Below are 23431 nucleotides of genomic sequence, written 5' to 3' on the forward strand. Positions count from 1 at the left end.
CAGAACTTCCCCCCTCGCGGCAGACCGGATTCACGCCGGTGTACCGCAGTCCTGATGCGTAGGAGATCGGCATGGATGTGATCAGCAGCTTCACTGCGCGCTACGAGCGCACCCGCGAGGAAGAGCTCACGCTCGAGGAGTACCTCGCCGAGTGCAAGCGCAACCCTGTCGCCTACGCGACCGCCGCCGAGCGCATGCTCCAGGCCATCGGCGAGCCGCAATCCGTCGACACGCGTAACGACCCTCGCCTGTCACGGCTGTTCGCCAACAAGATCATCAAGATCTATCCCGCTTTCGCCGAGTTCTATGGCATGGAGGACTCGATCGAGCAGGTCGTGTCCTACTTCCGCCATGCGGCGCAGGGGCTGGAGGAGAAGAAGCAGATCCTCTACCTGCTCGGGCCGGTGGGCGGCGGCAAGAGCTCGATCGCCGAACGCCTGAAGCAGCTGATGCAGGAGGTGCCCTTCTACGCCATCAAGGGCTCGCCGGTGAACGAATCGCCGCTGGGGCTGTTCGACGCCGCCGAGGACGGCCCGATCCTGGAGAAGGAATACGGCATTCCGCGTCGCTACCTGAACCGCATCCTGTCACCCTGGGCCGTGAAACGTCTGGAGGAGTTTGGCGGCGACATCCGCAAGTTCAGGGTCGTCAGACGCTACCCATCGGTGCTCAAGCAGGTCGCGATCGCGAAAACCGAGCCGGGAGACGAGAACAACCAGGACATCAGCTCGCTGGTCGGCAAGGTCGACATCCGCAAGCTCGAGACCTTCGCGCAGGATGACCCGGACGCCTACAGCTTCTCCGGCGGCCTGTGCCTGGCGAACCAGGGCCTGCTCGAGTTCGTCGAGATGTTCAAGGCGCCGATCAAGGTGCTGCACCCGCTGCTGACGGCCACGCAGGAAGGCAACTTCAAGGGCACCGAGGGCTTCGGCGCGATCCCGTTCGACGGCGTCGTGCTCGCGCACAGCAACGAGAGCGAGTGGAAGGCCTTCCGCAACAACAAGAACAACGAGGCCTTCCTCGACCGCATCTACATCGTCAAGGTGCCGTACTGCCTGCGCGTCAGCGAGGAGGTGAAGATCTACGAGAAGCTGCTGCGCGGCTCGTCGCTGGCCAACGCCACCTGCGCGCCGGGCACGCTGAAGATGATGAGCCAGTTTGCCGTGCTCACGCGACTGAAGGAGCCGGAGAACTCGTCGCTCTATTCCAAGATGCTCGTCTACGACGGCGAGAACCTGAAGGACACCGACCCGCGCGCGAAGAGCTTCCAGGAGTACCGCGACTACGCCGGCGTGGACGAAGGCATGAGCGGCATCTCGACACGCTTCGCCTTCAAGATCATCTCCAAGGTGTTCAACTTCGACAGCACCGAGGTTGCCGCGAACCCGGTGCACCTGATGTACGTGCTCGAGCAGCAGATCGAGCGCGAGCAGTTTCCGCCGGAGACCGAGCAGAAGTACCTGTCGTTCATCAAGGAGCACCTGGCGACCAAGTACGCCGAATTCATCGGCAAGGAGATCCAGACCGCCTACCTGGAGAGCTACAGCGAGTACGGCCAGAACATCTTCGACCGCTACGTGACCTATGCCGACTACTGGATCCAGGACCACGAGTACCGCGACACCGACACCGGCGAGGTGTTCGATCGCGCCTCGCTGAATGCGGAACTGGAGAAGATCGAGAAGCCGGCCGGCATCGCCAATCCGAAGGACTTCCGCAACGAGATCGTCAACTTCGTGCTGCGCGCCCGCGCCAACAACGCCGGCAAGAACCCGTTGTGGACGAGCTACGAGAAGCTGCGCACGGTGATCGAGAAGAAGATGTTCTCGAACACCGAGGAGCTGCTGCCGGTGATCAGCTTCAACGCCAAGGCCAGCGCCGACGAGGCGAAGAAGCACGAGGATTTCGTCACCCGCATGGTCGCCAAGGGCTACACGGCCAAGCAGGTGAGGCTCCTGTGCGAGTGGTACCTGCGCGTCAGAAAGAGTTCGTGAGCTGAGCCCGGGCTCGGAGGCACACCTTGCAGCAGATCATCGACCGGCGGCTGGCGGGGAAGAACAAGTCCATCGGCAACCGCGAGCGCTTCCTGCGCCGCCACAAGGAGCAGATCCGCGAGGCGGTCAAGCGCGCGGTGGACGGGCGCGGCATCCGCGACATGGAGAAGGGCGAGGACATCCACATCCCGCGGCGGGACATCACCGAGCCGGTGTTCGGCCACGGTCAGGGCGGCAAGCGGGAGATGGTGCATCCGGGCAACCAGGACTACATGCGCGGCGACCGCATCGAGCGGCCCAAGGGCGGCGGTGGTGGCGGCAGCGGCGGGGGGCAGGCGAGCGATTCCGGCGAGGGCGAGGACGACTTCGTCTTCCACCTCAGCAAGGAAGAGTTCATGCAGGTCTTCTTCGACGATCTGGCGCTGCCCAACCTGGCGCGCACCACGCTGGCCGACACGCCCGAGTTCAAGACGCACCGTGCCGGCTTCTCCAGTGACGGCACGCCGAACAATCTGCACGTGGTGCGCTCGATGCGCGGCGCGATCGGCCGGCGTATTGCGCTGGGCAGCGAGAGCCGTCGCGAGCTGCGCATGCTGGAGGAGAAGCTCGAGAGCATCAAGCGCCATCCGCAGCCGAATCCCTTCGCACACGAGATCCCGGAGCTCGAGCGCGAGATCGCCGAGTTGCGCGCGCGGCTCGAGCGCATTCCCTACCTCGACCCGATCGACCTGCGCTACCGCAGCCGGGTGCGCGTACCGGTGCCGACCAGCAAGGCGGTGATGTTCTGCCTGATGGACGTGTCGGGCTCGATGGACGAGGCGCGCAAGGACCTCGCCAAGCGCTTCTTCATCCTGCTGTACCTGTTCCTGACGCGCCACTACGAGAAGATCGACATCGTCTTCATCCGTCACCACACGCAGGCGCAGGAGGTCGACGAGCAGAACTTCTTCCACGCCACCGAAACGGGCGGCACGGTGGTCTCCAGCGCGCTGGTGCTCATGGAGGAGATCGCCCGAGCGCGCTATCCGACCAGCGAGTGGAACATCTACGGTGCGCAGGCGAGCGACGGCGACAACTGGCACCACGACAGCGGCCGCTGCCGCGAGTTGCTGGCCGAGAAGATCCTGCCGCTGTGCCGCTACTTTGCCTACGTGCAGGTGGCCGAGGAAGAGCAGAACCTGTGGGACGAGTACGCGGCGCTGGCGGCCGAGACAACGGCCTTCGCGATCCGCAAGGTGACCGAGGCGTCGCAGATCTACCCGGTGTTCCGAGACCTGTTCAAGAAGGAAGGGGCGGCGGCATGACGCGCAAGGCCAACTTCGTGCCCGACGGCACCGCGGACCTCTTCGAGCCCGAGTTGAGCCGGCCGCTCAAGGGGCGCGTCAAGCGCGCCGCCGACATCGTCAGCCCGCCGCGCGCAGCCGAGCACCTGCCTGCGCCGAGCGACTGGTCGTTCGAGCTGATCGAGCAGTACCACGCGGTCATTCGCGAGACGGCGCAGCGCTTCGGCCTGGACACCTACCCGAACCAGCTCGAGATCATCACTGCCGAGCAGATGATGGACGCCTACGCGTCGGTGGGCATGCCGGTGAACTATCGCCACTGGAGCTACGGCAAGGAGTTCATCGCCACCGAGAAGAACTACAAGCGCGGCCACATGGGCCTGGCCTACGAGATCGTCATCAACAGCAACCCCTGCATCAGCTACCTGATGGAGGAGAACACGATGGCGATGCAGGCGCTCGTCATCGCCCACGCTGCCTACGGACACAACAGCTTCTTCAAGGGCAACTACCTGTTCCGCATGTGGACCGACGCGGCGTCGATCATCGACTACCTGGTCTATGCGAAGAACTACGTCGCCGGCTGCGAGGAGCGGCATGGCCTGGATGCGGTGGAAGCCCTGCTCGACAGCTGCCATGCGCTGATGAACCACGGCGTCGACCGCTACCGCCGGCCGAGCAAGCTGAGCCTGACGCAGGAACTGGCGCGCAGCAAGGATCGCGAGGCCTATGCGCAGCAGCAGGTCAACGACCTGTGGCGCACGCTGCCGAAGAAGGCCGGGAAGATGGCGAGCGAGAAGGAGGCGCGGCGCTTCCCTGAGGAACCCCAGGAGAACCTGCTCTACTTCATCGAGAAGAACGCTCCGCTGCTCGATCCCTGGCAGCGCGAAGTCGTGCGCATCGTGCGCAAGGTGGCGCAGTACTTCTACCCGCAGCGCCAGACGCAGGTGATGAACGAGGGCTGGGCCACCTTCTGGCACCACAAGCTGCTCAACACCATGTACGACGACGGTCACCTGTCCGAGGGCATGATGATCGAGTGGCTGAAGTCGCACACCAACGTGGTGTATCAGCCGCCGGTGGGCCACAAGCACTACAGCGGCATCAATCCCTATGCGCTGGGCTTCGCGATGTACACCGACATCAAGCGCGTCTGCGAGAACCCCACCGACGAGGACCGCGCGTGGTTCCCGGGCATGGCCGGCAGCGACTGGCTGGAGACGCTGGACCACGCGATGCGCAACTTCAAGGACGAGAGCTTCATCGGACAGTACCTGTCGCCGCGGCTGATGCGCGAGTTCCGCCTGTTTTCCATCGTCGACGACGAGCGCGAGAGCGAGCTCGAGGTCTCGGCCATCCACGACGAGGCCGGCTACCGCGCGGTGCGCGAGGCGCTGTCGCACCAGTACGACCTGGGCAGCCGCGAACCCAACATCCAGGTGTGGAGCGTCAACCTTCGCGGCGACCGCTCACTGACGCTGCGCCACACGCAGCACAACGATCGGCCGCTGCACGACAGCGCTCAGGAGGTGCTCAAGCATGTCGCGCGGCTGTGGGGCTTCGGCGTGCACCTGGACAGCGTGAACGGCCAGGGCACGGTGACCAAGCACTGGTCGGTGCCGGCTCCACCGAACCACCACCAGTAGGTCAGAGCGAGAAGATCTTCCCGGGGTTCAGGATGTTCTTCGGGTCGAGCGCTCGCTTGAGCGTGCGCATCATTTCCACGCTGCCCGTCCCTGCCTCGTCGACCAGGAAGCCCTGCTTGTGCAGGCCTATGCCGTGCTCGCCGGTGCAGGTGCCCTCCATCGCCAGCGCGCGGTGCACCAGCTGATCGTTGAGCCGCTCGGCGGTCTCGCGTTCCGATGGGATCGTCGGGTCGATCAGGTAGGCGATGTGGAAGTTGCCGTCGCCCACGTGGCCGACGATGTAATAAGGCAGCCCCGCTGTGTCCGCGTCGGCCACCGCCTGGCTGATGCACTCGGTCAGCCGCGAGATCGGCACGCAGGTGTCGGTGGTCACGGTGCGGCAGCCCGGCTTCATCTGCAAGCCGGCGAAATAGGCGCGGTGGCGCGCGGTCCAGAGCCTCGTGCGCTCCTCCGGCGTGGTCGCCCATTGGAAGTCCTCGCCACCGTTGTCGCGTGCAATCTGCTGGGCCATCTCGGCCTGCTCCTGCACGCCCGCCTGGCTGCCGTGGAATTCCATCAGCAGCATCGGCCCTTCACGCAGGCTCATCCTGTCGTGGCGGTTCACCGCGCGCACGGCGTTGACGTCGAGCAGCTCGCAGCGCGCGATCGGCAGGCCGAGCTGGATCATCTGGATGGTGGTGTTCACCGCCGACTCGATGGTCGAGAACATCACCACCGCCGCCGAGATCGCCTCGGGAATGGGGTACAGCTTGAGCGTGATGCCGGTCATCACCCCGAGCGTGCCCTCGCTGCCGACCATCAGCCGCGTGAGGTCGTAGCCGGCACTGGACTTCTTCGCCCGCGTGCCGGTGTGGATGACCTCGCCGCTGGCCGTCACCACGGTCAGGCCGAGCACGTTCTCGCGCATCGTGCCGTAGCGCACCGCGTTCGTGCCGCTGGCGCGCGTGGCCGCCATGCCGCCGAGCGAGGCATTCGCGCCCGGGTCGATCGGGAAGAACAGGCCGGTGTCGCGGATCTCGCGGTTGAGCTGCTCGCGCGTCACGCCGGGTTCGACCGTGGCCGTCAGGTCCTCCGGATTCACGCGCAGCACGCGGTTCATGCGCGACAGATCGATGCTGATGCCTCCCTGCACGGCGAGCAGGTGGCCCTCGAGCGACGAGCCCACGCCGAAGGGGATCAACGGCACCGCGTGGCGGTCCGCGAGCGCGACCACCGCCGCCACTTCCTCGGTGTTTTCGCAGAACACCACCGCATCGGGCGGGCGCACGTCGAAAGGCGACTCGTCGCGGCCGTGCTGCTCGCGCACGGCCATCGCGGTGCTGCACCGATCGCCGAAGCGCGCCTTCAGTGCATCGAGCATCGAGGCGGGGACCTCGCGCGGTTGGACTTGGAAAGGCAGTTCGGTGGCGGCGTTCATGACGGTCCATTCTAGGCATTGGCTACCATCGCGCCATGGGACAACGACTGACGCAGATCGCCACCCGCACCGGCGACGACGGAACCACCGGGCTGGGTGACGGCACACGCGTGGCCAAAGACCACTTGCGCGTTCATGCGATGGGCGATGTCGACGAGCTGAACTCGAACATCGGCGTGCTGCTCGCCGAAGCCCTGCCCGACGACGTGCGCGAACTGCTCGTCGTGGTTCAGCACGAGCTGTTCAATCTGGGGGGCGAACTCTCCATTCCCGGCTTCGAACTGCTGAAGGCCGAGGCGGTGGCTCGGCTCGACGAGGCGCTGGCCCAGCACAACGCCACGCTGCCCAAGCTGCAGGAGTTCATCCTTCCCGCGGGAACGCGCGGCGCGGCGATCGCGCATGTCTGCCGCACGGTGGCGCGCCGCGCCGAACGGGCCGTGGTGGCGCTGGGGCTGACGCAAGCCGTACGCCCCGAGCCGCGCCAGTACCTGAACCGCCTGTCGGACCTGCTGTTCGTGCTGGCCCGGGTGCTCAACCGCGCCAATCTCGACGGGCGTGGCGGCGACGACGTCTACTGGAAGAGCGAGAAGCTGGCGCGCGGCGCCGAGTGACCGGCGAGGTGGTAGCCGGCGGCGAACTCGGCCAGGGTCAGCGTGCCGTCCCGGTCCTCGTCGAGCGAGTCGAACTGGCCTGCAATGACCGGCAGCCCGGCCGCCTCGTCCTTCGAAACCTTGCCGTCGCCGTTGACGTCGGTCTTGCTGAAGGCTGCCTCGATCGCCATGCGCCCCTTGGCGTCGGTTGTGACCGGAGCTGCCGGCTGGGCCTCGCCGGCGACTGCCAGGCCGGTGCAGGCTGCGGCGAGCGTGAAGCGAATGAGCGAAGCACGCAGGGGCATGACGGACCTCCTCGGCGGTTCTGTCGGTCTCGATTGCAGCCCCGCACGCGCCCTCGCGCCAGCGCTCTTGCCGGGCATTACTGCGGTTACCCCCTCAGCCAGCCTGCTTACCGGTCATTTCAAGTGCTTGCCTGCGCCCATGCCGCCAGGCCTTCTCGGCCTCCGCGGCAAGGTACACCACCCCCGCGGCGGCAAAGCAGATCGCCAGCTCGGCAGGGGCCAGTGCCTCGGTCTTGAAGATCGGCTGCAGCCAGGGCACGTAGATCGCCGCCAGCTGCAGCAGCAGCGTCAGCCCCACCGCGCCGAGCAGCGGCAGATTGGATGCCAGGCCCTGCCGCCACAGCGGCTCGCTCTCCGAGCGGATCGCCAGCACATGCGCCATCTGTGCGAAGGTCAGCACCGTGAACACCATGGTCTGCCAATGCATGTGGCCGCTGGAAAGTGCCCATGCCTGCACCGCCAGGCACAGGCCGCCGATCAGCAGGCCGATGAAGAGCACGTGCTGCCACAGACCGTCGGCGAACAGGCTCTCGCCGGGCGGTCGTGGCGGACGCTTCATGACGCCGCGTTCGGCCGGCTCCGCAGCGAGCGCCAGGCCGGGCAGGCCGTCGGTGACCAGGTTGACCCACAGGATGTGGATCGGCAGCAGCGGGATCGGCAGGCCGAGCATGGGGGCGAGGAACAGCGTCCAGATCTCGCCGGAGTTGCCGGTCATCGCATAGCGCACGAACTTGCGCACGTTGTCGTAGATGCGCCGGCCCTCGCGCACGGCCGCGACGATGGTGGCGAAGTTGTCGTCCAGCAGCACCAGGCTGGAGGCCTCGCGCGCCACGTCGGTGCCGCCCCGACCCATGGACACGCCGATGTCGGCGCGCTGCAACGCCGGAGCGTCGTTGACGCCGTCGCCGGTCATGGCGACGAAACGGCCCAGCGACTGCAGCGCCTCGACGATGCGGATCTTCTGTGCCGGGTCGACGCGGGCGTAGATGCGCACGTCGGCGCAGCGCGCGCGCAGGCCGGCGTCGTCGAGTTCCGCCAGCGCCGTGCCGGTCAGCACCGGGGACGCCGGATCGTCGACGATGCCCAGCCGCAGCGCGATCGCTCGGGCGGTGGCCGGGTGGTCGCCGGTGATCATCACCGGCGTGATGCCAGCGCTCAGGCAGTCGCGCACCGCGGCTGCGGCCTCGGCGCGAGGCGGGTCGATCAGGCCGACCAGCGCGATCAGCGCGAGTTCGCGCTCCAGCGCATCGGCGCCCGCCTGGACGTCGGCGCGGGCCAGCGTGCGGCGCGCGAAGGCGAGCACGCGCAGGCCCCGCGCCGCCATCGCCTCGGCCTGTGCGATGAGCGCGTCGATGTCGATCGGCAGCGTGCCGCTCCCGCCCCACCGTGCCGTGCAGCGCGGCAGCAGCGACTCCGGCGCGCCCTTGGTGTAGAGCACGAAGCCGCCGTCGGTCGAGTGCAGCGTGCTCATGCGCTTGCGTTCGGCGTCGAAGGGCAGTTCGGCCACGCGCGGGCTGGCGGACTCCAGGGCGACCCTGTCCTGCCCCTGCGACGCCGCCAGTTCGGCCAGCGCGGCCTCGGTCGGATCGCCCTGCCAGCCGCCGTCCGCCCCGCGGACCGCATCGTTGCACAGTGCGGCGGCACGCAGGGCCTCGGCCATCGCTGCTTCTTCGGCCACCACCTGCTCGGCCTGCATGCGGTTCTGCGTCAGCGTGCCGGTCTTGTCCGAGCAGATCGTGCTCACCGAGCCCAGCGTCTCCACCGAGGGCAGCCGGCGTACCAAGGCGTTGTGCTGGACCATGCGGCGTGCGCCGAGCGCCAGCAGCACCGTCACCACGGCCGGCAAGGACTCGGGAATCGCCGCCACCGCCAGGCTGACCGCGGTCAGCACCATCAGCAGCGGGGGTTCGCCGCGCATCACGCCGATGAGGAAGATCAGTGTGCAGATCGCCAGCACCACCAGCGCAAGGCGCTTGCCGAAGGCCGCCAGTCGCTGCTGCAGGGGGGTCTTCAGTTCCCCGGCGCGGTCGAGCAGGCCGGCGACCTTGCCCAGCTCGGTGGCCATGCCGGTGGCGACGACGAGCCCGGTGCCGCGGCCATGGGCGGCGGTCGTGCCCTTGAACGCCATGTTGAGCCGGTCGCCCAGCGCCGCGGCGGCCTCGTGCAGTGTGCGTGCGTGCTTGTCCACCGCGACCGACTCGCCGGTGAGCGCCGATTCATCGACGCGCAGTTGCGCGATCTCGATCAGCCGCAGGTCGGCCGGCACCTGATTGCCGGCCTCGAGCAACACGATGTCGCCCGGCACGAGCTGGCTGGCCGGGACAAGCTGGCGCTGCCCGCCGCGCAGCACGGTGGCGCGCGCGGCGGCGAGTTGCCGCAGGGCCGCCAGCGCCCGGTCGGCGCGCCAAGCCTGCGCGAAGCCGACCAGGCCGTTGAGCAGCACGATGACGACGATCGCGAGCGTGTCGACCACGTCGCCGATCAAGCCCGAGATGATCGCCGCGGCAAGCAGCACGACGATCATGAAGTCCTTGAACTGCTCGAACAGCAACGCCAGCAGCGAGCGTCGCGCGCCACCGGCGATCACGTTCGGACCGTGCTGCACCGCGCGCAGGGCGACCTCGGCCTCGTCGAGTCCGAGCGCCGGGTCGACGCCATGCTCGCGGGCCAGGTCGCGGGCGTCGCGAAGGTGCCAGTGGGTATGCATCGGCCCCGATTCTCGGGGGCGGATCAATACACCGTATGAACGGACTGCCCGATCATGTCCGGCGTCACCAGCACCACGCCTCGTTCGGTGACGTGAAAGCGCTCGCGGTCGGCCTCGGGATCGACGCCGATCTGCATGCCGTCGGCGATCACGCAGCGCTTGTCGATCACCGCGCGGCGGATGGTCACGTCGCTGCCGACCACCACGTTGGGCAGCACCACCGAGTCCTCGACCAGGCTGCGGTCGCCGACGCGCACCTTGGAGAAGAGGATGGAGCGCCGCACCGTGCCGCCGCTGACGATGCAGCCGCTCGAGACCAGCGAGTCGACCGCCATGCCGCGCCGGCCCTCGTCGTCGAAGACGAACTTGGCGGGCGGCAGCTGGCGCTGCAGGCTGAGGATCGGCCAGCGGTCGTCGTAGAGGTCGAGTTTGGGCACCACATGCGTGAGGTCGAGGTTGGCCTCCCAGTACGCATCGACCGTGCCGACGTCGCGCCAGTAGGGGCGCGTGCCGGCGCGGCTGACGCACGAGTCCTCGAAGCGGTGGGCGAACACGCGGTGCGTCTGCAGCATGCGCGGAATCAGGTCGCGACCGAAGTCGTGGGAGGAGTCGGCGTCGAGTGCGTCCCGCACCAGCTCGTCGACCAGCACCTTGGCGTCGAACACGTAGATGCCCATGCTGGCCAGCGTCACGTCGTCGCGGCCGGGCAGAGGCTCGGCGTGCTCGGGCTTCTCGACGAAGGACAGCACGCGCTGTTCGCCATCGACGCGCAAGACGCCGAACTCGCGCGCCTGCGCGAGCGGCACCTCGATGCTGGCCACCGTCAGGTCGGCGCCGCGGCCGACGTGATCGGCCAGCATGCAGGCGTAGTCCATCTTGTAGACATGGTCCCCGGCGAGCACCAGCACGTGGTTGGCCTCGGCCTCGTGGAGGATGTCCAGGTTCTGGTAGACCGCGTTGGCGGTGCCGCTGTACCAGCCCTCGTCGATGCGCTGCTGTGCCGGCACGACGTCGATGTACTCGCCCAGGTTCATCTCGAGGAAGCCCCAACCGCGCTCGATGTGGCGGATCAGGCTCTGCGCCTTGTACTGCGTGAGCACGCCGATGCGGCGGATGCCCGAGTTGACGCAGTTGGACAGCGGGAAATCGATGATCTTCAGCTTGCCGGCGAAGGGAACCGCCGGCTTGGCGCGCCAGTCGGTGAGTTGGTGCAGGCGCGTGCCCCGTCCGCCGGCCAGCACCAGCGCGTAGGTGCGCTGGGTCAGGCGCATGTCGGGGGCAGCGGCAGTGCGGGCGCGACTCGGCATCGTGGACTCCTCACGCCGCAACCCGGCGCGGAGGGAAGGACAGACAGCGTAGGCCCCGGGCCGCCCGCGTCGATTGCCATTCATCAATGGCCGGGCCGCGGCAATATCGATTGACCACGATCAAGGGTTGAGGCGAGGATCCGTCACGATCCCGGGCCATCATCGAGCCCCATGAGCATCCGCCACCTCGACCATCTCTTCGACCCCGCCTCGGTGGCGGTGATCGGTGCCTCGCAACGACCGGGCAGCGTCGGCGCGACGGTGTGGCGCAACCTGAACGGCGGTGGTTTCGAGGGGCGCCGCTTCGCGGTCAACCCGCGCCACCAGAGTCTCGACGGCGAGCCGGTGTATGGCCGCGTGGCCGACCTGCCCGAGGTCCCGGAGCTGGCCATCCTCTGCACACCGCCGGCCACCGTGCCGGGGCTGGTGGCCGAACTGGGCGCCGCCGGCACGCGCGCCGCCGTGGTGCTGACCGCCGGGCTCGACAAGGCGCAGCGCCAGGCGATGCTCGATGCAGCCAAGCCCCATCTGCTGCGCATCCTCGGCCCCAACTGCATCGGCATGCTGGTGCCGCATCGGGGGCTGAATGCCAGCTTCGCGCATGTCGACGCACTGCCCGGCGAACTGGCCTTCGTCACCCAGTCGGGCGCGCTGATGACGGCCATGCTCGACTGGGCGCGCTCGCGGCGCATTGGCTTCTCCCACCTCGTCTCGCTGGGCGAGCACGCCGACGTCGATTTCGGCGACATGCTCGACTTCCTCGGCAGCGATGCGAACACGCGCGCGATCCTGCTCTACATCGAGTCGGTCGAGGCGCCGCGCAAATTCATGTCGGCGGCTCGCGCGGCCGCGCGCAACAAGCCGGTGATCGTGGTGAAGTCGGGCCGTTCGGCGCAGGGCCAGCGCGCCGCGGCCTCGCACACCGGGGCGCTGGCGGGCTCGGACATCGTCTACGACGCCGCCATCGCGCGCGCCGGCATGCTGCGCGTGGACACCATGCAGCAGCTGTTCCTCGCGGCCGAGACGCTGACTCGCTTTCGCGCCAACCGCGGTGAGCAGCTCGCCATCCTCACCAACGGCGGCGGCGCCGGCGTGATGGCGGCCGACTGCGCGGCGCTGTCCGGCGTCGATCTCGCCGAATTCGGCGCCGGGACGATGGCGCGGCTCGATGCGCAGATGCCTGCCAACTGGTCACGCGGCAACCCGGTGGACATCATCGGCGATGCGCCGGCGCAGCGTTACGTGCAGGCCCTCGAGGCGATCAACGCCGACCCGTCCGCCGGCGCCGTGCTCTTCATCCACGCGCCCACCGCGATCGTGCCGAGCGCCGACATCGCCCGTGCGCTCGTGCCCCTGGCCAGCCAGAGCCCGCCGCGCGTGCTCGGCTGCTGGCTGGGCGGCGACTCGGTGGCCGAGGCGCGCACCATCTTTCGCGAGGCCGGAATCGCCGGCTACGAGACACCAGAGGAGGCGGTGCGCGCCTTCGGCATGCTCGTCACCTACCGGCGCAACCAGGCGCAGCTGATCGAGGCGGCGCCGGCGCGGCCAGCCCAGAGCGCCGAGCCGGACCTGAAGGCGGTGCGCCAGCTCGTGCAGCACGTCCTCGGCAGCGGCCGCGAGATGCTCACCGAGCCCGAGGCGAAGACGGTGCTCGCTGCCTACGGCATCCCGGTGGTGGCGACGCAGCGTGTCGGTGCCGACCCCGCCGAGGCGGCGGCGGTAGCCAAGGCGATGGGCTTCCCGGTCGCGCTGAAGATCCTCAGCGCCGACATCTCCCACAAGTCGGACGTGGGCGGTGTGGTGCTCGGGCTCGAGGGCGATGCGCAGGTGCAGGCGGCGGCCGTCGAAATGCTCGCGCGCGTGCGCGCCCAACGACCGCAGGCGCGCATCGACGGATTCACCGTGCAGGCCATGGTGCGGCGCGCGGGCGCGCAGGAGTTGATCGTCGGTGCCAGCATCGACCGGGTGTTCGGCCCCGTGATCCTGTTCGGCCAGGGCGGCACGGCGGTCGAGGTGCTGGCCGACCGCGCCGTGGCCCTTCCGCCGCTGAACGAGCCGCTCGCGCGTGCGCTGGTGTCGCGCACGCGCGTGGCCAGGCTGCTGCGCGGATTCCGCGACACGCCGCCGGCCGACGAGGCGAGCATCCTGCGCGTGCTGATCGCGGTGTCGCAGCTGCTCGCCGACGTGCCGCAGATCGCCGAGCTCGACATCAATCCGCTGATCGTCGATGCGAGCGGTGCGGTGGCGCTGGACGCGCGCATTCGCGTCAGCATGGCGGCGCCGGCCGGTGCGCTGAATTTCGCCATCCGTCCCTACCCGGCGCAGCTCGCGCAGACGCGGATCTGGCAGGGCCGCCCGCTCACGCTGCGGCCGATTCGGCCGGAAGACGAGGCGCAGCACCTCGAGTTCCTGGAGCACCTCGACCCCGAGGACGTGCGCATGCGCGTCTTCTACAGCCGGCGCAGCATCGAGCGCAGCGAGCTCGCGCGCCTGACGCAGATCGACTACGCGCGCGAGATGGCCTTCGTGGCCACCGCGCCCGGACCCGACGGCGTCGAGCAGACGCTGGGCGTGGTGCGCGCCATCGCCGACCCCGACAACATCGATGCCGAGTTCGGCATCATCGTGCGCAGCGAGCTCAAGGGAGCTGGCCTGGGCGAGCTGCTGATGAAGCAGATGATCGACTACCTGCGCGAGCACGGCACGCAGCGACTGGTGGCCACGGTGATGTCCGAGAACACACGCATGCTGCAGCTCGCGCGCGACCTCGGCTTCAGCGACGAGCCGCACCGCCACGAGCCGGGCACGCGCTGGATCGAGCTTGATCTGGCTGCGGCCGCCTGAGCGACGGCTGGGCACAATCGTCGACGCGCCCCGGATGGTCGCGCGAGAGGAGCGAGCATGGCCGATGTTCCACAGGTGTCCTTCGCCGGCGCCACCTTCCACAGCCTGCGCGGCAAGGGTGTGATCGTCACCGGCGGCGCGGGCGGGATCGGCGCCGACATCGTGCGCGCATTCGCCGAACAGGGCTGCCGCACCGGTTTCGTCGACCTCGATGCGCTGGCCGGCGCCGCGCTCGCCGCCGGCCTGCCCGGTACGTGCTTCGAGGCCTGCGATGTCGCCGACGTGCCCGCGCTGCAGGCGGCGATCGCGCGGCTCGCCCAAGCGGTGGGCGGCGTCGACGTGCTGGTCAACAACGTTGCCAACGACCAGCGCCACCGCCTCGAGGAGCTCACCCCCGCCTACTTCGACGAGCGCATCGCCGTCAACCTGCGGCCGCACTTCTTCGCCACCCAGGCGGTGCTTGCCTCGATGCGCGGGCGCGGCGGCGGCAGCATCGTGAACATCGGCTCGGGCAGCTGGAAGAACAAGGCGCGGGAGCTGGCCGTCTACGCCACCGCCAAGTCGGCGATGCTCGGCTTCACGCGCTGCCTGGCGCGAGAGCTCGGGCCCGACAGCATCCGCGTCAACTGCGTGGTGCCCGGCTGGGTGATGACCGAGCGCCAGCTCGCCTTGTGGGTCGACGCCGAAGGCGAGCGCGAGATGGACCGCAACCACTGCATCCCGGGACGCATTGTCGGCCGCGACATCGCGCACATGGTGCTCTTCCTCGCGGCCGACACCGCGCGCATGGTGACGGCGCAGGAGTTCGTCGTCGACGCCGGCTGGGCCTGAACGCACGATGCCGGCCGAACTGCTCTGGGACTGCCGCTGCCGGCTCGGCGAGGGCACGGTGTGGAACGTGGCCGACGCCTCGCTGTACTTCGTCGACGTGCTCGGCTGCGAGGTGCTGGCCTTCACGCCGGGTACCGGTCGGCAGCGCCGCTGGACCATGCCGCAGCGCATCGGCTGGCTGTTGCCGCGCCGCGGCGGAGGCTGGATCGCCGGATTCCAGTCGGGCCTCGCCGCCCTGACGCTCGAGCCCGAGGTGTCCATGCAATGGCTGCACCGCCTGCACGCCGTCGACTCCACGATGCGCCTGAACGATGCCAAGGTCGATGCGGAAGGCCAGCTCTGGTTCGGCTCGCTGAACCACCGCCACGAGGCCTCGCCCGACGGCCGCTTCTATCGCTGGACGGCCGGCAGCGTGCCGGTGGAGGTGGACGCCGGCTACCACGTCACCAATGGCCCGACCTTCTCGCTCGACGGCCGCACGGTCTTTCACACCGACAGCGTGCGGGCGACCGTCTATGCGTACGACTGGCGCGAGGACGGCACGCTGTCGCCGCGCCGCCCCTGGCTGACCTTCGGCCCGGGGGAAGGCTATCCCGATGGCATGACCACCGATGCCGGCGGGCACCTGTGGATCGCGCACTGGGACGGCGCGCGCGTCACGCAGCGAGACGCCGATTCCGGGCGCGTGCTGCGAACCATCGAATTGCCGGTGCCACGCGTCACCGACGTTGTCTTCGGCGGCGCCGACGGCAGCGACCTGTTCATCAGCAGCGCACGCGCCGGGCTGGACGCGGCCGCGCTGCAGTGTGCACCGCTGTCCGGCAGCCTCTTCGTCGTGCGTGGCGCAGGCCGCGGCCTGCCGGCGCGCGCGTTCGCCGGCTAGGCGCGGGCCTCAGCCGCGCCGCTGCTTGACCGCACCGGCGAGGATCTCCAGCACTTCCAGCGAATCGTCCCAGCCGATGCAGGCGTCGGTGATGCTCTTGCCGTACTCGAGCTTGGCCGGATCGTCCTTGCCCGGGCTGAACTTCTGTGCACCGGCGTGCAAGTGGCTCTCCACCATCACGCCGAAGATGCAGCGGCCGCCGGCCTTCATCTGCTGCGCGATGTCGCGCGCCACGTCGACCTGCTTGTCGTGCTGCTTGCTGCTGTTGGCGTGGCTGCAGTCGACCATCAGCGTGCAGTCGAGCTTGGCCGCCTCGATCTCCTTGCAGGCCGCGGCCACGCTCGCCGCGTCGTAGTTCGGCGCCTTGCCGCCGCGCAGGATGACGTGGCAGTCCTTGTTGCCCTTGGTCTCGACGATCGCCACCTGGCCATTCTTGTGCACCGACAGGAAGTGGTGCGGCCGCGCCGCCGCCTGGATGGCGTCGATGGCGATCTTGATGTTGCCGTCGGTGCCGTTCTTGAAGCCGATCGGCGCCGACAGACCCGAGGCCAGCTCGCGGTGCACCTGGCTCTCGGTGGTGCGCGCGCCGATCGCTCCCCAGGCGATCAGGTCGCCGATGTACTGCGGGCTGATGGTGTCGAGGAATTCGCTGCCGGCCGGCACCCCCAGGCGGTTGATCTCGACGAGCAGTTGCCGGGCGATGCGCAGGCCCTCGTCGATGCGGTAGCTCTCGTCCAGGTAGGGGTCGTTGATGAGTCCCTTCCAGCCGACCGTGGTACGCGGCTTCTCGAAGTAGACGCGCATGACGATCTCCAGCCGGTCGGCGTACTTGTCGCGCTGCACCTTCAGCCTGCGGGCGTATTCCAGGGCCGCGGCCGGGTCGTGGATCGAGCAGGGGCCGATGACGACGAGCAGCCGGTCGTCCTTGCCCTGCATGATGTGGCGGATCGCCGAGCGGGTGTGGCCGATCAGCTTCTCCACCGGCGTGCCGGCGATGGGGAAGAAGCGGATCAGATGTTCGGGCGGCGGCAAGGGTGTCACGTCCTTGATGCGTTGGTCGTCGGTCTGGCTGGTGCGCTCCGTGTGGGCGTACCAACCCTCGGCGGCGGACTTGGCGGGCATGGCGGGCGGCTCCTCGTGGTGTGTCGTGTGGGGAGCGCAGGCCGAAAAAAAACCGCCGGGCGGGGGCCCGGCGGTTTCGGATTCGGTGCGCTGTCTTCGCTTACGCGCTTGCCTCTCCATCCGCCGGGCGGTGCGAGAACCAGAAGTACGCAAAAAAGAAGCTGCGCGAAGACATGGCCGCGACTCTAACACGGCCATGATGCAGCGCGTCAAGCCGCTGTGGCGCGCCGGTCACGCCGTGCCCCCGACCGTCAGGCGGTCGATCCTCAGCGTCGGCTGGCCCACGCCCACCGGCACGCTCTGGCCGTCCTTGCCGCACACGCCCACGCCGGTGTCGAGCTTCATGTCGTTGCCGATCGCGCTCACGCGCGTCAGCGCATCGGGACCGTTGCCGATGATGGTGGCGCCCTTCACCGGGTACTGGATCTTGCCGTTCTCCACCCAGAAAGCCTCGCTGGCCGAGAAGACGAACTTGCCGCTGGTGATGTCCACCTGGCCGCCCCCGAAGTTGCTCGCATACAGCCCGCGCTTGAGGCCGGCGATGATCTCCTCGGGCGGCCTGTCGCCGCCGAGCATGTAGGTGTTGGTCATGCGCGGCATCGGCACCGCCGCGTAGCTCTCGCGCCGGCCGTTGCCGGTGGGCTTGACCTTCATCAGCCGCGCGTTGAGCGAGTCCTGGATGTAGCCCTTGAGGATGCCGTCCTCGATCAGCACGTTGCGCTGCGAGGCATGGCCCTCGTCGTCGATGTTCAGCGAACCGCGGCGGTCGGGCAGCGTGCCGTCGTCGAGCACGGTCACGCCTCGGGCCGCCACGCGCTGGCCGATACGGCCGGAGAAGGCACTCGAGCCCTTGCGGTTGAAGTCGCCCTCCAGGCCGTGGCCCACCGCCTCGTGCAGCAGCACGCCGGGCCAGCCGGGGCCGAGCACCACGCTCATCTCGCCGGCCTTGGCCGGGCGCGACTCGAGGTTGGTCAGCGCGGCCTGCACCGCCTTGTCCACGTAACTCTCAATCATCGCATCGTGGAAGTAGCCGAAGCCGAAGCGGCCGCCACCGCCACCGCTGCCGACCTCGCGGCGCACCTGGCCGTCGACAGTCTGCTCGGCGATCACCGTCACCGACAGCCGCACCAGCGGCCGCACATCGGCGGCCAGCGTGCCGTCGGCGCGTGCCACCAGCACCACGTCGTACTCGCCGGCCAGCCCGGCCATCACCTGCACGATGCGCGGATCCTTGGCGCGCGCCAGTCTCTCCACCTTCTCCAGCAATTCGACCTTCTGCGTGCTGTCCAGCGTGGCGATCGGGTCCATCGGCGCGTAGAGGATGCGGCTGGCCGCGACCCTCTGCGGCACGTCGACCTTCACGCGCCGGCTCTGACCGGCCGCGGCGATCGTGCGCACCGTGGCCGCGGCGTCCAGCAGCGCGGCCTCGGAGATGTCGTCGGAATAGGCGAACGCGGTCTTCTCGCCGGCCACCGCGCGCACGCCCACGCCCTGGTCGATGCCGAAGCTGCCGCTCTTGACGATGCCCTCCTCCAGGCTCCAGCCCTCGCTGCGCGTGTACTGGAAGTAGAGGTCGGCATCGTCGATGCGGTGCGTGGCGATGGTGGCGATGGCCTTGGCGAGCGTCGCCTCGGTCAGGCCGAAGGGCTCGAGCAGCAGCGAGCGTGCGATGGCCAGGCGTTCGATCGTGGGTTCGCGGGAGATCATGGCGGCGTCCTCGGCAGGTGCGGCCCATTCTAGGATCGGTGTGGCCTCGCCCTGCCCGACGAGGGGTTACGCACCGGGCGGGCCGCTGTTCAGCCGCCTTCGCTGTCGCGTTTGCGCGCGAGGGCTCGCTCGTAGAGCCCGTTGCGCGGCGCCCCGGTGAGCTCCACCGCCAGCGCCACCGCCTGCTTGAGCGGCAAGGCGGCAAGCAGCGTGTCGAGCACGCGGTCGTGCGCCGCGGCGGCGTCATCGTCCTGGCGGCGCGGCGCGGCGTGCAGCACCAGCACGAACTCGCCGCGCAGCCGGTTCGCATCCTCGGCCAGCCAGGCCGGCAACGCACCGGCAGCCAGCGTGTGCACCGATTCGAACTGCTTGGTGAGCTCGCGACACACCGTCACCCGGCGCGCCCCGCAGGCCGCGGCCAGATCGCGTGCCAGAGACTGCATGCGGTGCGGCGCCTCGAACAGGATGGCAGTCTGCGCATCCGCAGCAATGCGTTGCAGCGCCTGCGCGCGCTCACCACCCTTCGCGCTTAGGAAGCCGCGAAACACGAAGCCGCTGCCGCCGACGTCTCCAGCCACGCTCAGCGCCGCGGCGGCGGCACTCGCGCCGGGCACGGGAATGCAGCGATGTCCCGCCGCGCCGACCGCCGCCACCAGCATGGCACCCGGGTCGCTGACGGCCGGCGTGCCCGCGTCGCTGACGAAGGCCACGCGCTCGCCGCGTGCCAGGCGCTCGATCACCGCGGCGGCGGCCTCGCGCTCGTTGTGCTCGTGCACCGCGAGCAGCGCCTTGCCTTCGATGCCCAGCGCGCGCAGCAGCGGTGCGCTGTGCCGCGTGTCCTCGCAGGCGATCGCGTCGACCAGGCCGAGCACGTGGATCGCGCGCAGGCTCAGGTCGGCGAGGTTGCCGATGGGCGTGGCCACGACGTACAGTGCGCCGGTCGGAAAGTTCTGGCCTCCGGCCGCCGCGGCGGCGGCTTGCCGCAACAGCGGGGCGTCGATGGTGTTCAAGGGACGGCGGACGACGAAGGCAATCGGTGACGCGGGCGAGGACCTCGCGCTCGCGCACCTGCGACGCGCCGGCCTGGAACTGGTGGAGCGCAATTATCGGGTGGCGCGCGGGCCGCACGCACGCGGCGGCGAGGTCGACCTGATCCTGCGCGAGCGCGACGGCACGCTGGTGTTCGCCGAGGTGCGCGCCCGGCGCAGCGCCGCGCACGGCGGCGCGGCAGCGACTGTCGGCACGGCCAAACAGCGCCGCATCGTGCTGGCCGCACGTCACTACCTGATGCGCTGGGCCAGCCCGCCCCCCTGCCGCTTCGACGTGGTGGCGATTGATGGTGGCCAGGTGCAGTGGCTGCGCGGCGCCTTCGACGCTCTGTGACAGCAGGTCACGTGCTGCGCGGAACCTTGTCAATAGGGGTGTGTCTTATCATCCGCCACCATGCTCGAACAACGCATCCAGCAGCAGTTCTTTGACAGCGCGGACCTGAAGTACGCGGCCGCGGAGATCCTCTCGAAACCCATAGCCGACGCGGTGGGGGCCGTGGTGGGCTGCATCACGGCCGGTGGCAAGGTGCTGGCCTGCGGCAATGGTGGTTCGGCGAGCGACGCGCAGCATTTCGCCGCCGAGTTCGTCGGGCGCTTCGAGCGCGAGCGCCCTGGCCTCGCGGCCATTGCGCTGACCACCGACACGTCGATCCTCACGGCGATCGGCAACGACTATGACTTCAATTCGGTCTTCTCCAAGCAGGTGCAGGCGCTCGGCGCGCCGGGCGACGTGCTGCTGGCCATCAGCACCAGCGGCAACTCGGCCAACGTGCTGGCGGCGGTCGAGGCGGCCAGGGCGAAGGACATGACGGTCATCGCGCTGACCGGTCGCGGCGGCGGCAAGCTGCGCGAGCGCCTCGGTGAGACCGATGTGCACATCTGCGTGCCGCACGAACGCACCGCCCGCATCCAGGAAGTGCACATCCTCGTGCTGCACTGCCTGTGCGACGCGGTCGACCTGCAGTTGCTCGGAGAACAGGAGAACACATGACACGACGCACCACGCTCTCTCGCACCGCCGTGCTGCTTGGCACGCTCGCGGCCGCCGCGCTGACTTCGGCCTGTGCGCCGTTGCTCGTGGGCGGCGCCGTGGTCGGCACCTCGATGCTGGTCACCGACCGCCGCACCTCCGGCACCCAGCTCGAGGACCAGGCCATCGAGCTGAAGGCCCGCACGCGCATCCGCGAGGCGGTGGGCGAGCGCGGCCATGTCAACGTCACCAGTTACAACCGCACGGTGCTGCTCACCGGCGAGGCGGCGGCCGACACCGACAAGGTCGCGATCGAGCAGGCCGTTGCGAAGGTCGAGGGCGTGCGCAGCGTGGTCAACGAGGTGGCGGTGATGGGCTCGTCGTCGCTGGCCAGCCGCTCGCAGGACGCCATCCTGACCAGCAAGGTCAAGGCGAGCTACATCGACGCGAAGGACGTGTTCACCAACGCGATCAAGGTGACCACCGAGCGCGGCATCGTCTATCTGATGGGCCGCGTCACTGAGCGGGAGGCGAACCGCGCCTCCGACATCGCGCGCGGCGTCAGCGGCGTGCAGAAGGTGGTGCGCGTGTTCGAGGTGATCACCGAGGCCGAACTCGCCGAGCTTCAGCCGAAGCAGGCCCAGAAGCAGTGACCCGCCTCCGGGCGGGCAAGCTCAGCGCAGGCGCTTGATGAGGCTCGAGGTGTCGAGCCGGTTCGCGCCCTGCGCCTGCAGGTCGGCATAGAACTGGTCGACCAGCGCGGTGACGGGCAGGCGGGCGCCGTTGCGGCGCGCCTCGTCGAGCACCAGGCCGAGGTCCTTGCGCATCCAGTCGATGGCGAAGCCGAAGTCGAAGCGGTTCTCGATCATCGTGGGGCCGCGGTTGTCCATCTGCCAGCTCTGTGCCGCGCCCTTGCCGATCACGCCGAGCACGGCCTTCATGTCCAGGCCGGCCTTCTCGCCGAAGGCGATCGCCTCCGACAGTCCTTGCAGCAATCCGGCGATGGCGATCTGGTTGACCATCTTGGCGAGCTGCCCGGCGCCGTTCGGCCCCAGCAGGGTGACGGCCTTGGAGAAGGCCATCGCCACCGGCTGGATGGTCTCGAAGGCCTGCGCGTCGCCGCCGCACATCACCGTCAGCGCGCCGTTGATGGCGCCGAGGTTGCCGCCGGAGACCGGTGCGTCGATGAACTTTAGGCCGCGCTTGTCGGCCTCGGCGCCCAGCTCCCGCGCCACCTCGGCAGACGCCGTGGTGTGGTCGACGAAGATCGCGCCGCGTTCCATGCCGGCGAAGGCGCCCTGCTCGCCCAGCGTCACCGAGCGCAGGTCGTCGTCGTTGCCGACGCAGGCGAACACGATGTCGGCACCCTGGGCAGCTTCGCGCGGCGTGGCGGCGTGCCCGCCGCCGTACTCGGCGGCCCAGGCCGCGGCCTTGGCGGCGGTGCGGTTGTAGACGGTGGTGCGGTGGCCGGCGCGGGCCAGGTGGCCGGCCATCGGGTGGCCCATCACGCCGAGTCCGAGGAAGGCCACGTCGCGCGGCGGGATCGGGTCGTAGGTCTTCGTGCTCATCGTGGCTCCGAAAAGGATCACGGCCTCGTCAGAGGCCGTGTTGATTCAGTGGAGCGCCAGATTACACGATCGTCAGGTGCTCGGTGCCGGCGGACAGGTCGGCGCTGCGCGCGCGCTGGCTGTGCAGCTTGACCTGCAGGCGCAGGTCATTGACCGAATCGGCATTGCGCAGGATGTCTTCGTAGGTGACGAGATTGCTCTCGTAGAGGTCGAACAGCGCCTGGTCGAAGGTCTGCATGCCGAGTTCGCGCGAGCGCTTCATCAGGTCCTTGATGTCGGCAACCTCGCCCTTGAAGATCAAGTCCGCGATCAGCGGCGTGTTCAGCAGGATCTCGACGGCGGCGATGCGGCCCTTGCCTTCCTGGCGCGGCAGCAGGCGCTGCGACACCAGGCCCTTGAGGTTGAGCGACAAGTCCATCAGCAGCTGCGCGCGCCGCTCTTCCGGGAAGAAGTTGATGATGCGGTCCAGCGCCTGGTTGGCGCTGTTGGCGTGCAGCGTGGCCATGCACAGGTGACCGGTCTCGGCGAAGGCCACGGCGTGCTCCATCGTCTCGCGGTCGCGGATCTCGCCCATCAGGATCACGTCGGGCGCCTGGCGCAGCGTGTTCTTCAGCGCCGCCTCCCAGCCTTCGGTGTCGATGCCGACCTCGCGCTGCGTGACGATGCAGTTCTTGTGCGGGTGCACGAACTCGACCGGGTCCTCGATGGTGATGATGTGGCCGAACGAGTTCTCGTTGCGGAAATCGACCATCGCCGCCAGCGAGGTGCTCTTGCCCGAGCCGGTGGCGCCGACGAAGATGACCAGGCCGCGCTTGGTCATCGCCACGTCCTTCAGCACCTGCGGAAGGTTCAGGCTGTCGATGGTCGGCAGCGTCTGCGGAATCGTGCGCATCACCAGCCCGACGTTGCCCTGCTGCACGAAGGCGTTGACGCGGAAGCGGCCGATGCCCTGCGGCGAGATCGCGAAGTTGCACTCCTTGGTGCGCTCGAACTCGGCGGCCTGCTTGTCGTTCATCACCGATCGTGTCAGCGCCAGCGTGTGCGCGCCGGTCAGCGGCTGCGGCGACACCTTGGTGACCTTTCCGTCGACCTTGATCGCCGGCGGGAAGTCGGCGGTGAGGAAGAGGTCCGAGCCGTTGCGGCTGACCATCAGCCGCAGCAAGTCGTTGACGAACTTCGATGCCTGGTCGCGTTCCATGATTCAGTCC

General features: G+C 68.8%; 19 protein-coding genes. 10 read left to right on the forward strand and 9 right to left on the reverse strand.

Features of this window, described 5'->3' with window-relative positions:
* The first annotated feature begins 71 nt into the window (after positions 1-71).
* The 3 genes from Q0599_RS22945 to Q0599_RS22955 are packed head-to-tail and all read left to right on the forward strand — an operon-like array spanning position 72 to position 4923.
* On the forward strand, positions 72-1994 hold the full coding sequence (locus Q0599_RS22945; RefSeq protein WP_298834876.1) for a PrkA family serine protein kinase: 1923 nt from the start codon (positions 72-74) through the stop codon (positions 1992-1994).
* Positions 1995-2020: 26 nt separating this feature from the next.
* Positions 2021-3298: a YeaH/YhbH family protein gene (locus Q0599_RS22950; protein ID WP_298834878.1), complete on the forward strand. Its 1278-nt coding sequence runs from the start codon at positions 2021-2023 to the stop codon at positions 3296-3298.
* On the forward strand, positions 3295-4923 hold the full coding sequence (locus tag Q0599_RS22955) for a SpoVR family protein (protein WP_298834880.1): 1629 nt from the start codon (positions 3295-3297) through the stop codon (positions 4921-4923). Before Q0599_RS22950 ends, Q0599_RS22955 begins: the two co-directional genes overlap by 4 nt.
* A gap of 1 nt (position 4924) precedes the next feature.
* On the opposite strand, the gene Q0599_RS22960 is transcribed toward Q0599_RS22955, so the two are convergent.
* Positions 4925-6340 (reverse strand): FAD-linked oxidase C-terminal domain-containing protein, encoded by a 1416-nt coding sequence (locus Q0599_RS22960; RefSeq protein WP_298834882.1) that lies wholly within the window; start codon positions 6338-6340, stop codon positions 4925-4927.
* Positions 6341-6375: 35 nt separating this feature from the next.
* Between Q0599_RS22960 and Q0599_RS22965 the strand changes: the two genes are divergently transcribed.
* Entirely contained in the window at positions 6376-6951 is a 576-nt protein-coding gene (locus Q0599_RS22965) for a cob(I)yrinic acid a,c-diamide adenosyltransferase (protein ID WP_298834884.1), read from the forward strand.
* Here the strand turns inward: Q0599_RS22965 and Q0599_RS22970 are convergent.
* The 3 genes from Q0599_RS22970 to glgC form a co-directional block, all read right to left on the reverse strand.
* Positions 6912-7235, reverse strand: a complete 324-nt coding sequence (locus Q0599_RS22970) for an EF-hand domain-containing protein (RefSeq protein WP_298834886.1) — start codon at positions 7233-7235, stop codon at positions 6912-6914. The genes Q0599_RS22965 and Q0599_RS22970 overlap by 40 nt on opposite strands.
* A gap of 94 nt (positions 7236-7329) precedes the next feature.
* Positions 7330-9942, reverse strand: a complete 2613-nt coding sequence (locus Q0599_RS22975; protein ID WP_298834888.1) for a cation-translocating P-type ATPase — start codon at positions 9940-9942, stop codon at positions 7330-7332.
* Between the two features lie 23 nt (positions 9943-9965).
* Positions 9966-11249, reverse strand: a complete 1284-nt coding sequence (glgC, locus tag Q0599_RS22980; RefSeq protein ID WP_298834890.1) for a glucose-1-phosphate adenylyltransferase — start codon at positions 11247-11249, stop codon at positions 9966-9968.
* A gap of 171 nt (positions 11250-11420) precedes the next feature.
* On the opposite strand from glgC, the gene Q0599_RS22985 reads away from it, so the two are divergent.
* The 3 genes from Q0599_RS22985 to Q0599_RS22995 are packed head-to-tail and all read left to right on the forward strand — an operon-like array spanning position 11421 to position 15807.
* Positions 11421-14093: a bifunctional acetate--CoA ligase family protein/GNAT family N-acetyltransferase gene (locus Q0599_RS22985; RefSeq protein WP_298834892.1), complete on the forward strand. Its 2673-nt coding sequence runs from the start codon at positions 11421-11423 to the stop codon at positions 14091-14093.
* A gap of 57 nt (positions 14094-14150) precedes the next feature.
* Positions 14151-14924, forward strand: coding sequence for an SDR family NAD(P)-dependent oxidoreductase (locus tag Q0599_RS22990; protein WP_298834894.1), 774 nt, complete (start codon positions 14151-14153; stop codon positions 14922-14924).
* Positions 14925-14931: 7 nt separating this feature from the next.
* The gene (locus Q0599_RS22995; RefSeq protein WP_298834896.1) at positions 14932-15807 is read left to right on the forward strand and encodes an SMP-30/gluconolactonase/LRE family protein; all 876 of its coding nucleotides are present in this window, start codon (positions 14932-14934) and stop codon (positions 15805-15807) included.
* A gap of 9 nt (positions 15808-15816) precedes the next feature.
* Here Q0599_RS22995 and Q0599_RS23000 read toward each other — a convergent pair whose 3' ends face one another.
* From Q0599_RS23000 to rsmI, 3 genes are all read right to left on the reverse strand, one after another.
* Positions 15817-16929: a 3-deoxy-7-phosphoheptulonate synthase gene (locus Q0599_RS23000; protein WP_298834898.1), complete on the reverse strand. Its 1113-nt coding sequence runs from the start codon at positions 16927-16929 to the stop codon at positions 15817-15819.
* Positions 16930-17160: 231 nt separating this feature from the next.
* Positions 17161-18636 carry a metalloprotease TldD gene (gene tldD / locus Q0599_RS23005; protein ID WP_298834900.1) on the reverse strand — a complete coding sequence of 492 codons (1476 nt, stop codon included), beginning with the start codon at positions 18634-18636 and terminating at the stop codon, positions 17161-17163.
* A gap of 89 nt (positions 18637-18725) precedes the next feature.
* On the reverse strand, positions 18726-19646 hold the full coding sequence (gene rsmI / locus Q0599_RS23010; RefSeq protein ID WP_298834902.1) for a 16S rRNA (cytidine(1402)-2'-O)-methyltransferase: 921 nt from the start codon (positions 19644-19646) through the stop codon (positions 18726-18728).
* On the opposite strand from rsmI, the gene Q0599_RS23015 reads away from it, so the two are divergent.
* From Q0599_RS23015 to Q0599_RS23025, 3 genes are read left to right on the forward strand one after another with little or no spacing between them, the layout of a single operon-like run.
* Complete coding sequence (locus tag Q0599_RS23015; RefSeq protein WP_298834904.1) at positions 19636-20019, forward strand: YraN family protein; 384 nt, start codon at positions 19636-19638, stop codon at positions 20017-20019. The two genes, rsmI and Q0599_RS23015, sit on opposite strands and share 11 nt — an antisense overlap.
* A gap of 60 nt (positions 20020-20079) precedes the next feature.
* Positions 20080-20676: a phosphoheptose isomerase gene (locus Q0599_RS23020; RefSeq protein WP_298834906.1), complete on the forward strand. Its 597-nt coding sequence runs from the start codon at positions 20080-20082 to the stop codon at positions 20674-20676.
* Positions 20673-21308, forward strand: a complete 636-nt coding sequence (locus tag Q0599_RS23025; protein WP_298834908.1) for a BON domain-containing protein — start codon at positions 20673-20675, stop codon at positions 21306-21308. The genes Q0599_RS23020 and Q0599_RS23025 overlap by 4 nt, the downstream gene beginning before the upstream one ends.
* Positions 21309-21329: 21 nt before the next feature.
* Here Q0599_RS23025 and Q0599_RS23030 read toward each other — a convergent pair whose 3' ends face one another.
* On the reverse strand, positions 21330-22223 hold the full coding sequence (locus Q0599_RS23030) for an NAD(P)-dependent oxidoreductase (protein ID WP_298834910.1): 894 nt from the start codon (positions 22221-22223) through the stop codon (positions 21330-21332).
* Between the two features lie 61 nt (positions 22224-22284).
* Positions 22285-23421: a PilT/PilU family type 4a pilus ATPase gene (locus Q0599_RS23035; RefSeq protein WP_298834911.1), complete on the reverse strand. Its 1137-nt coding sequence runs from the start codon at positions 23419-23421 to the stop codon at positions 22285-22287.
* Between the last annotated feature and the right edge of the window lie 10 nt (positions 23422-23431).

Source organism: uncultured Piscinibacter sp. (assembly GCF_937952055.1).
Classification (GTDB): Bacteria; Pseudomonadota; Gammaproteobacteria; order Burkholderiales; family Burkholderiaceae_C; genus Piscinibacter.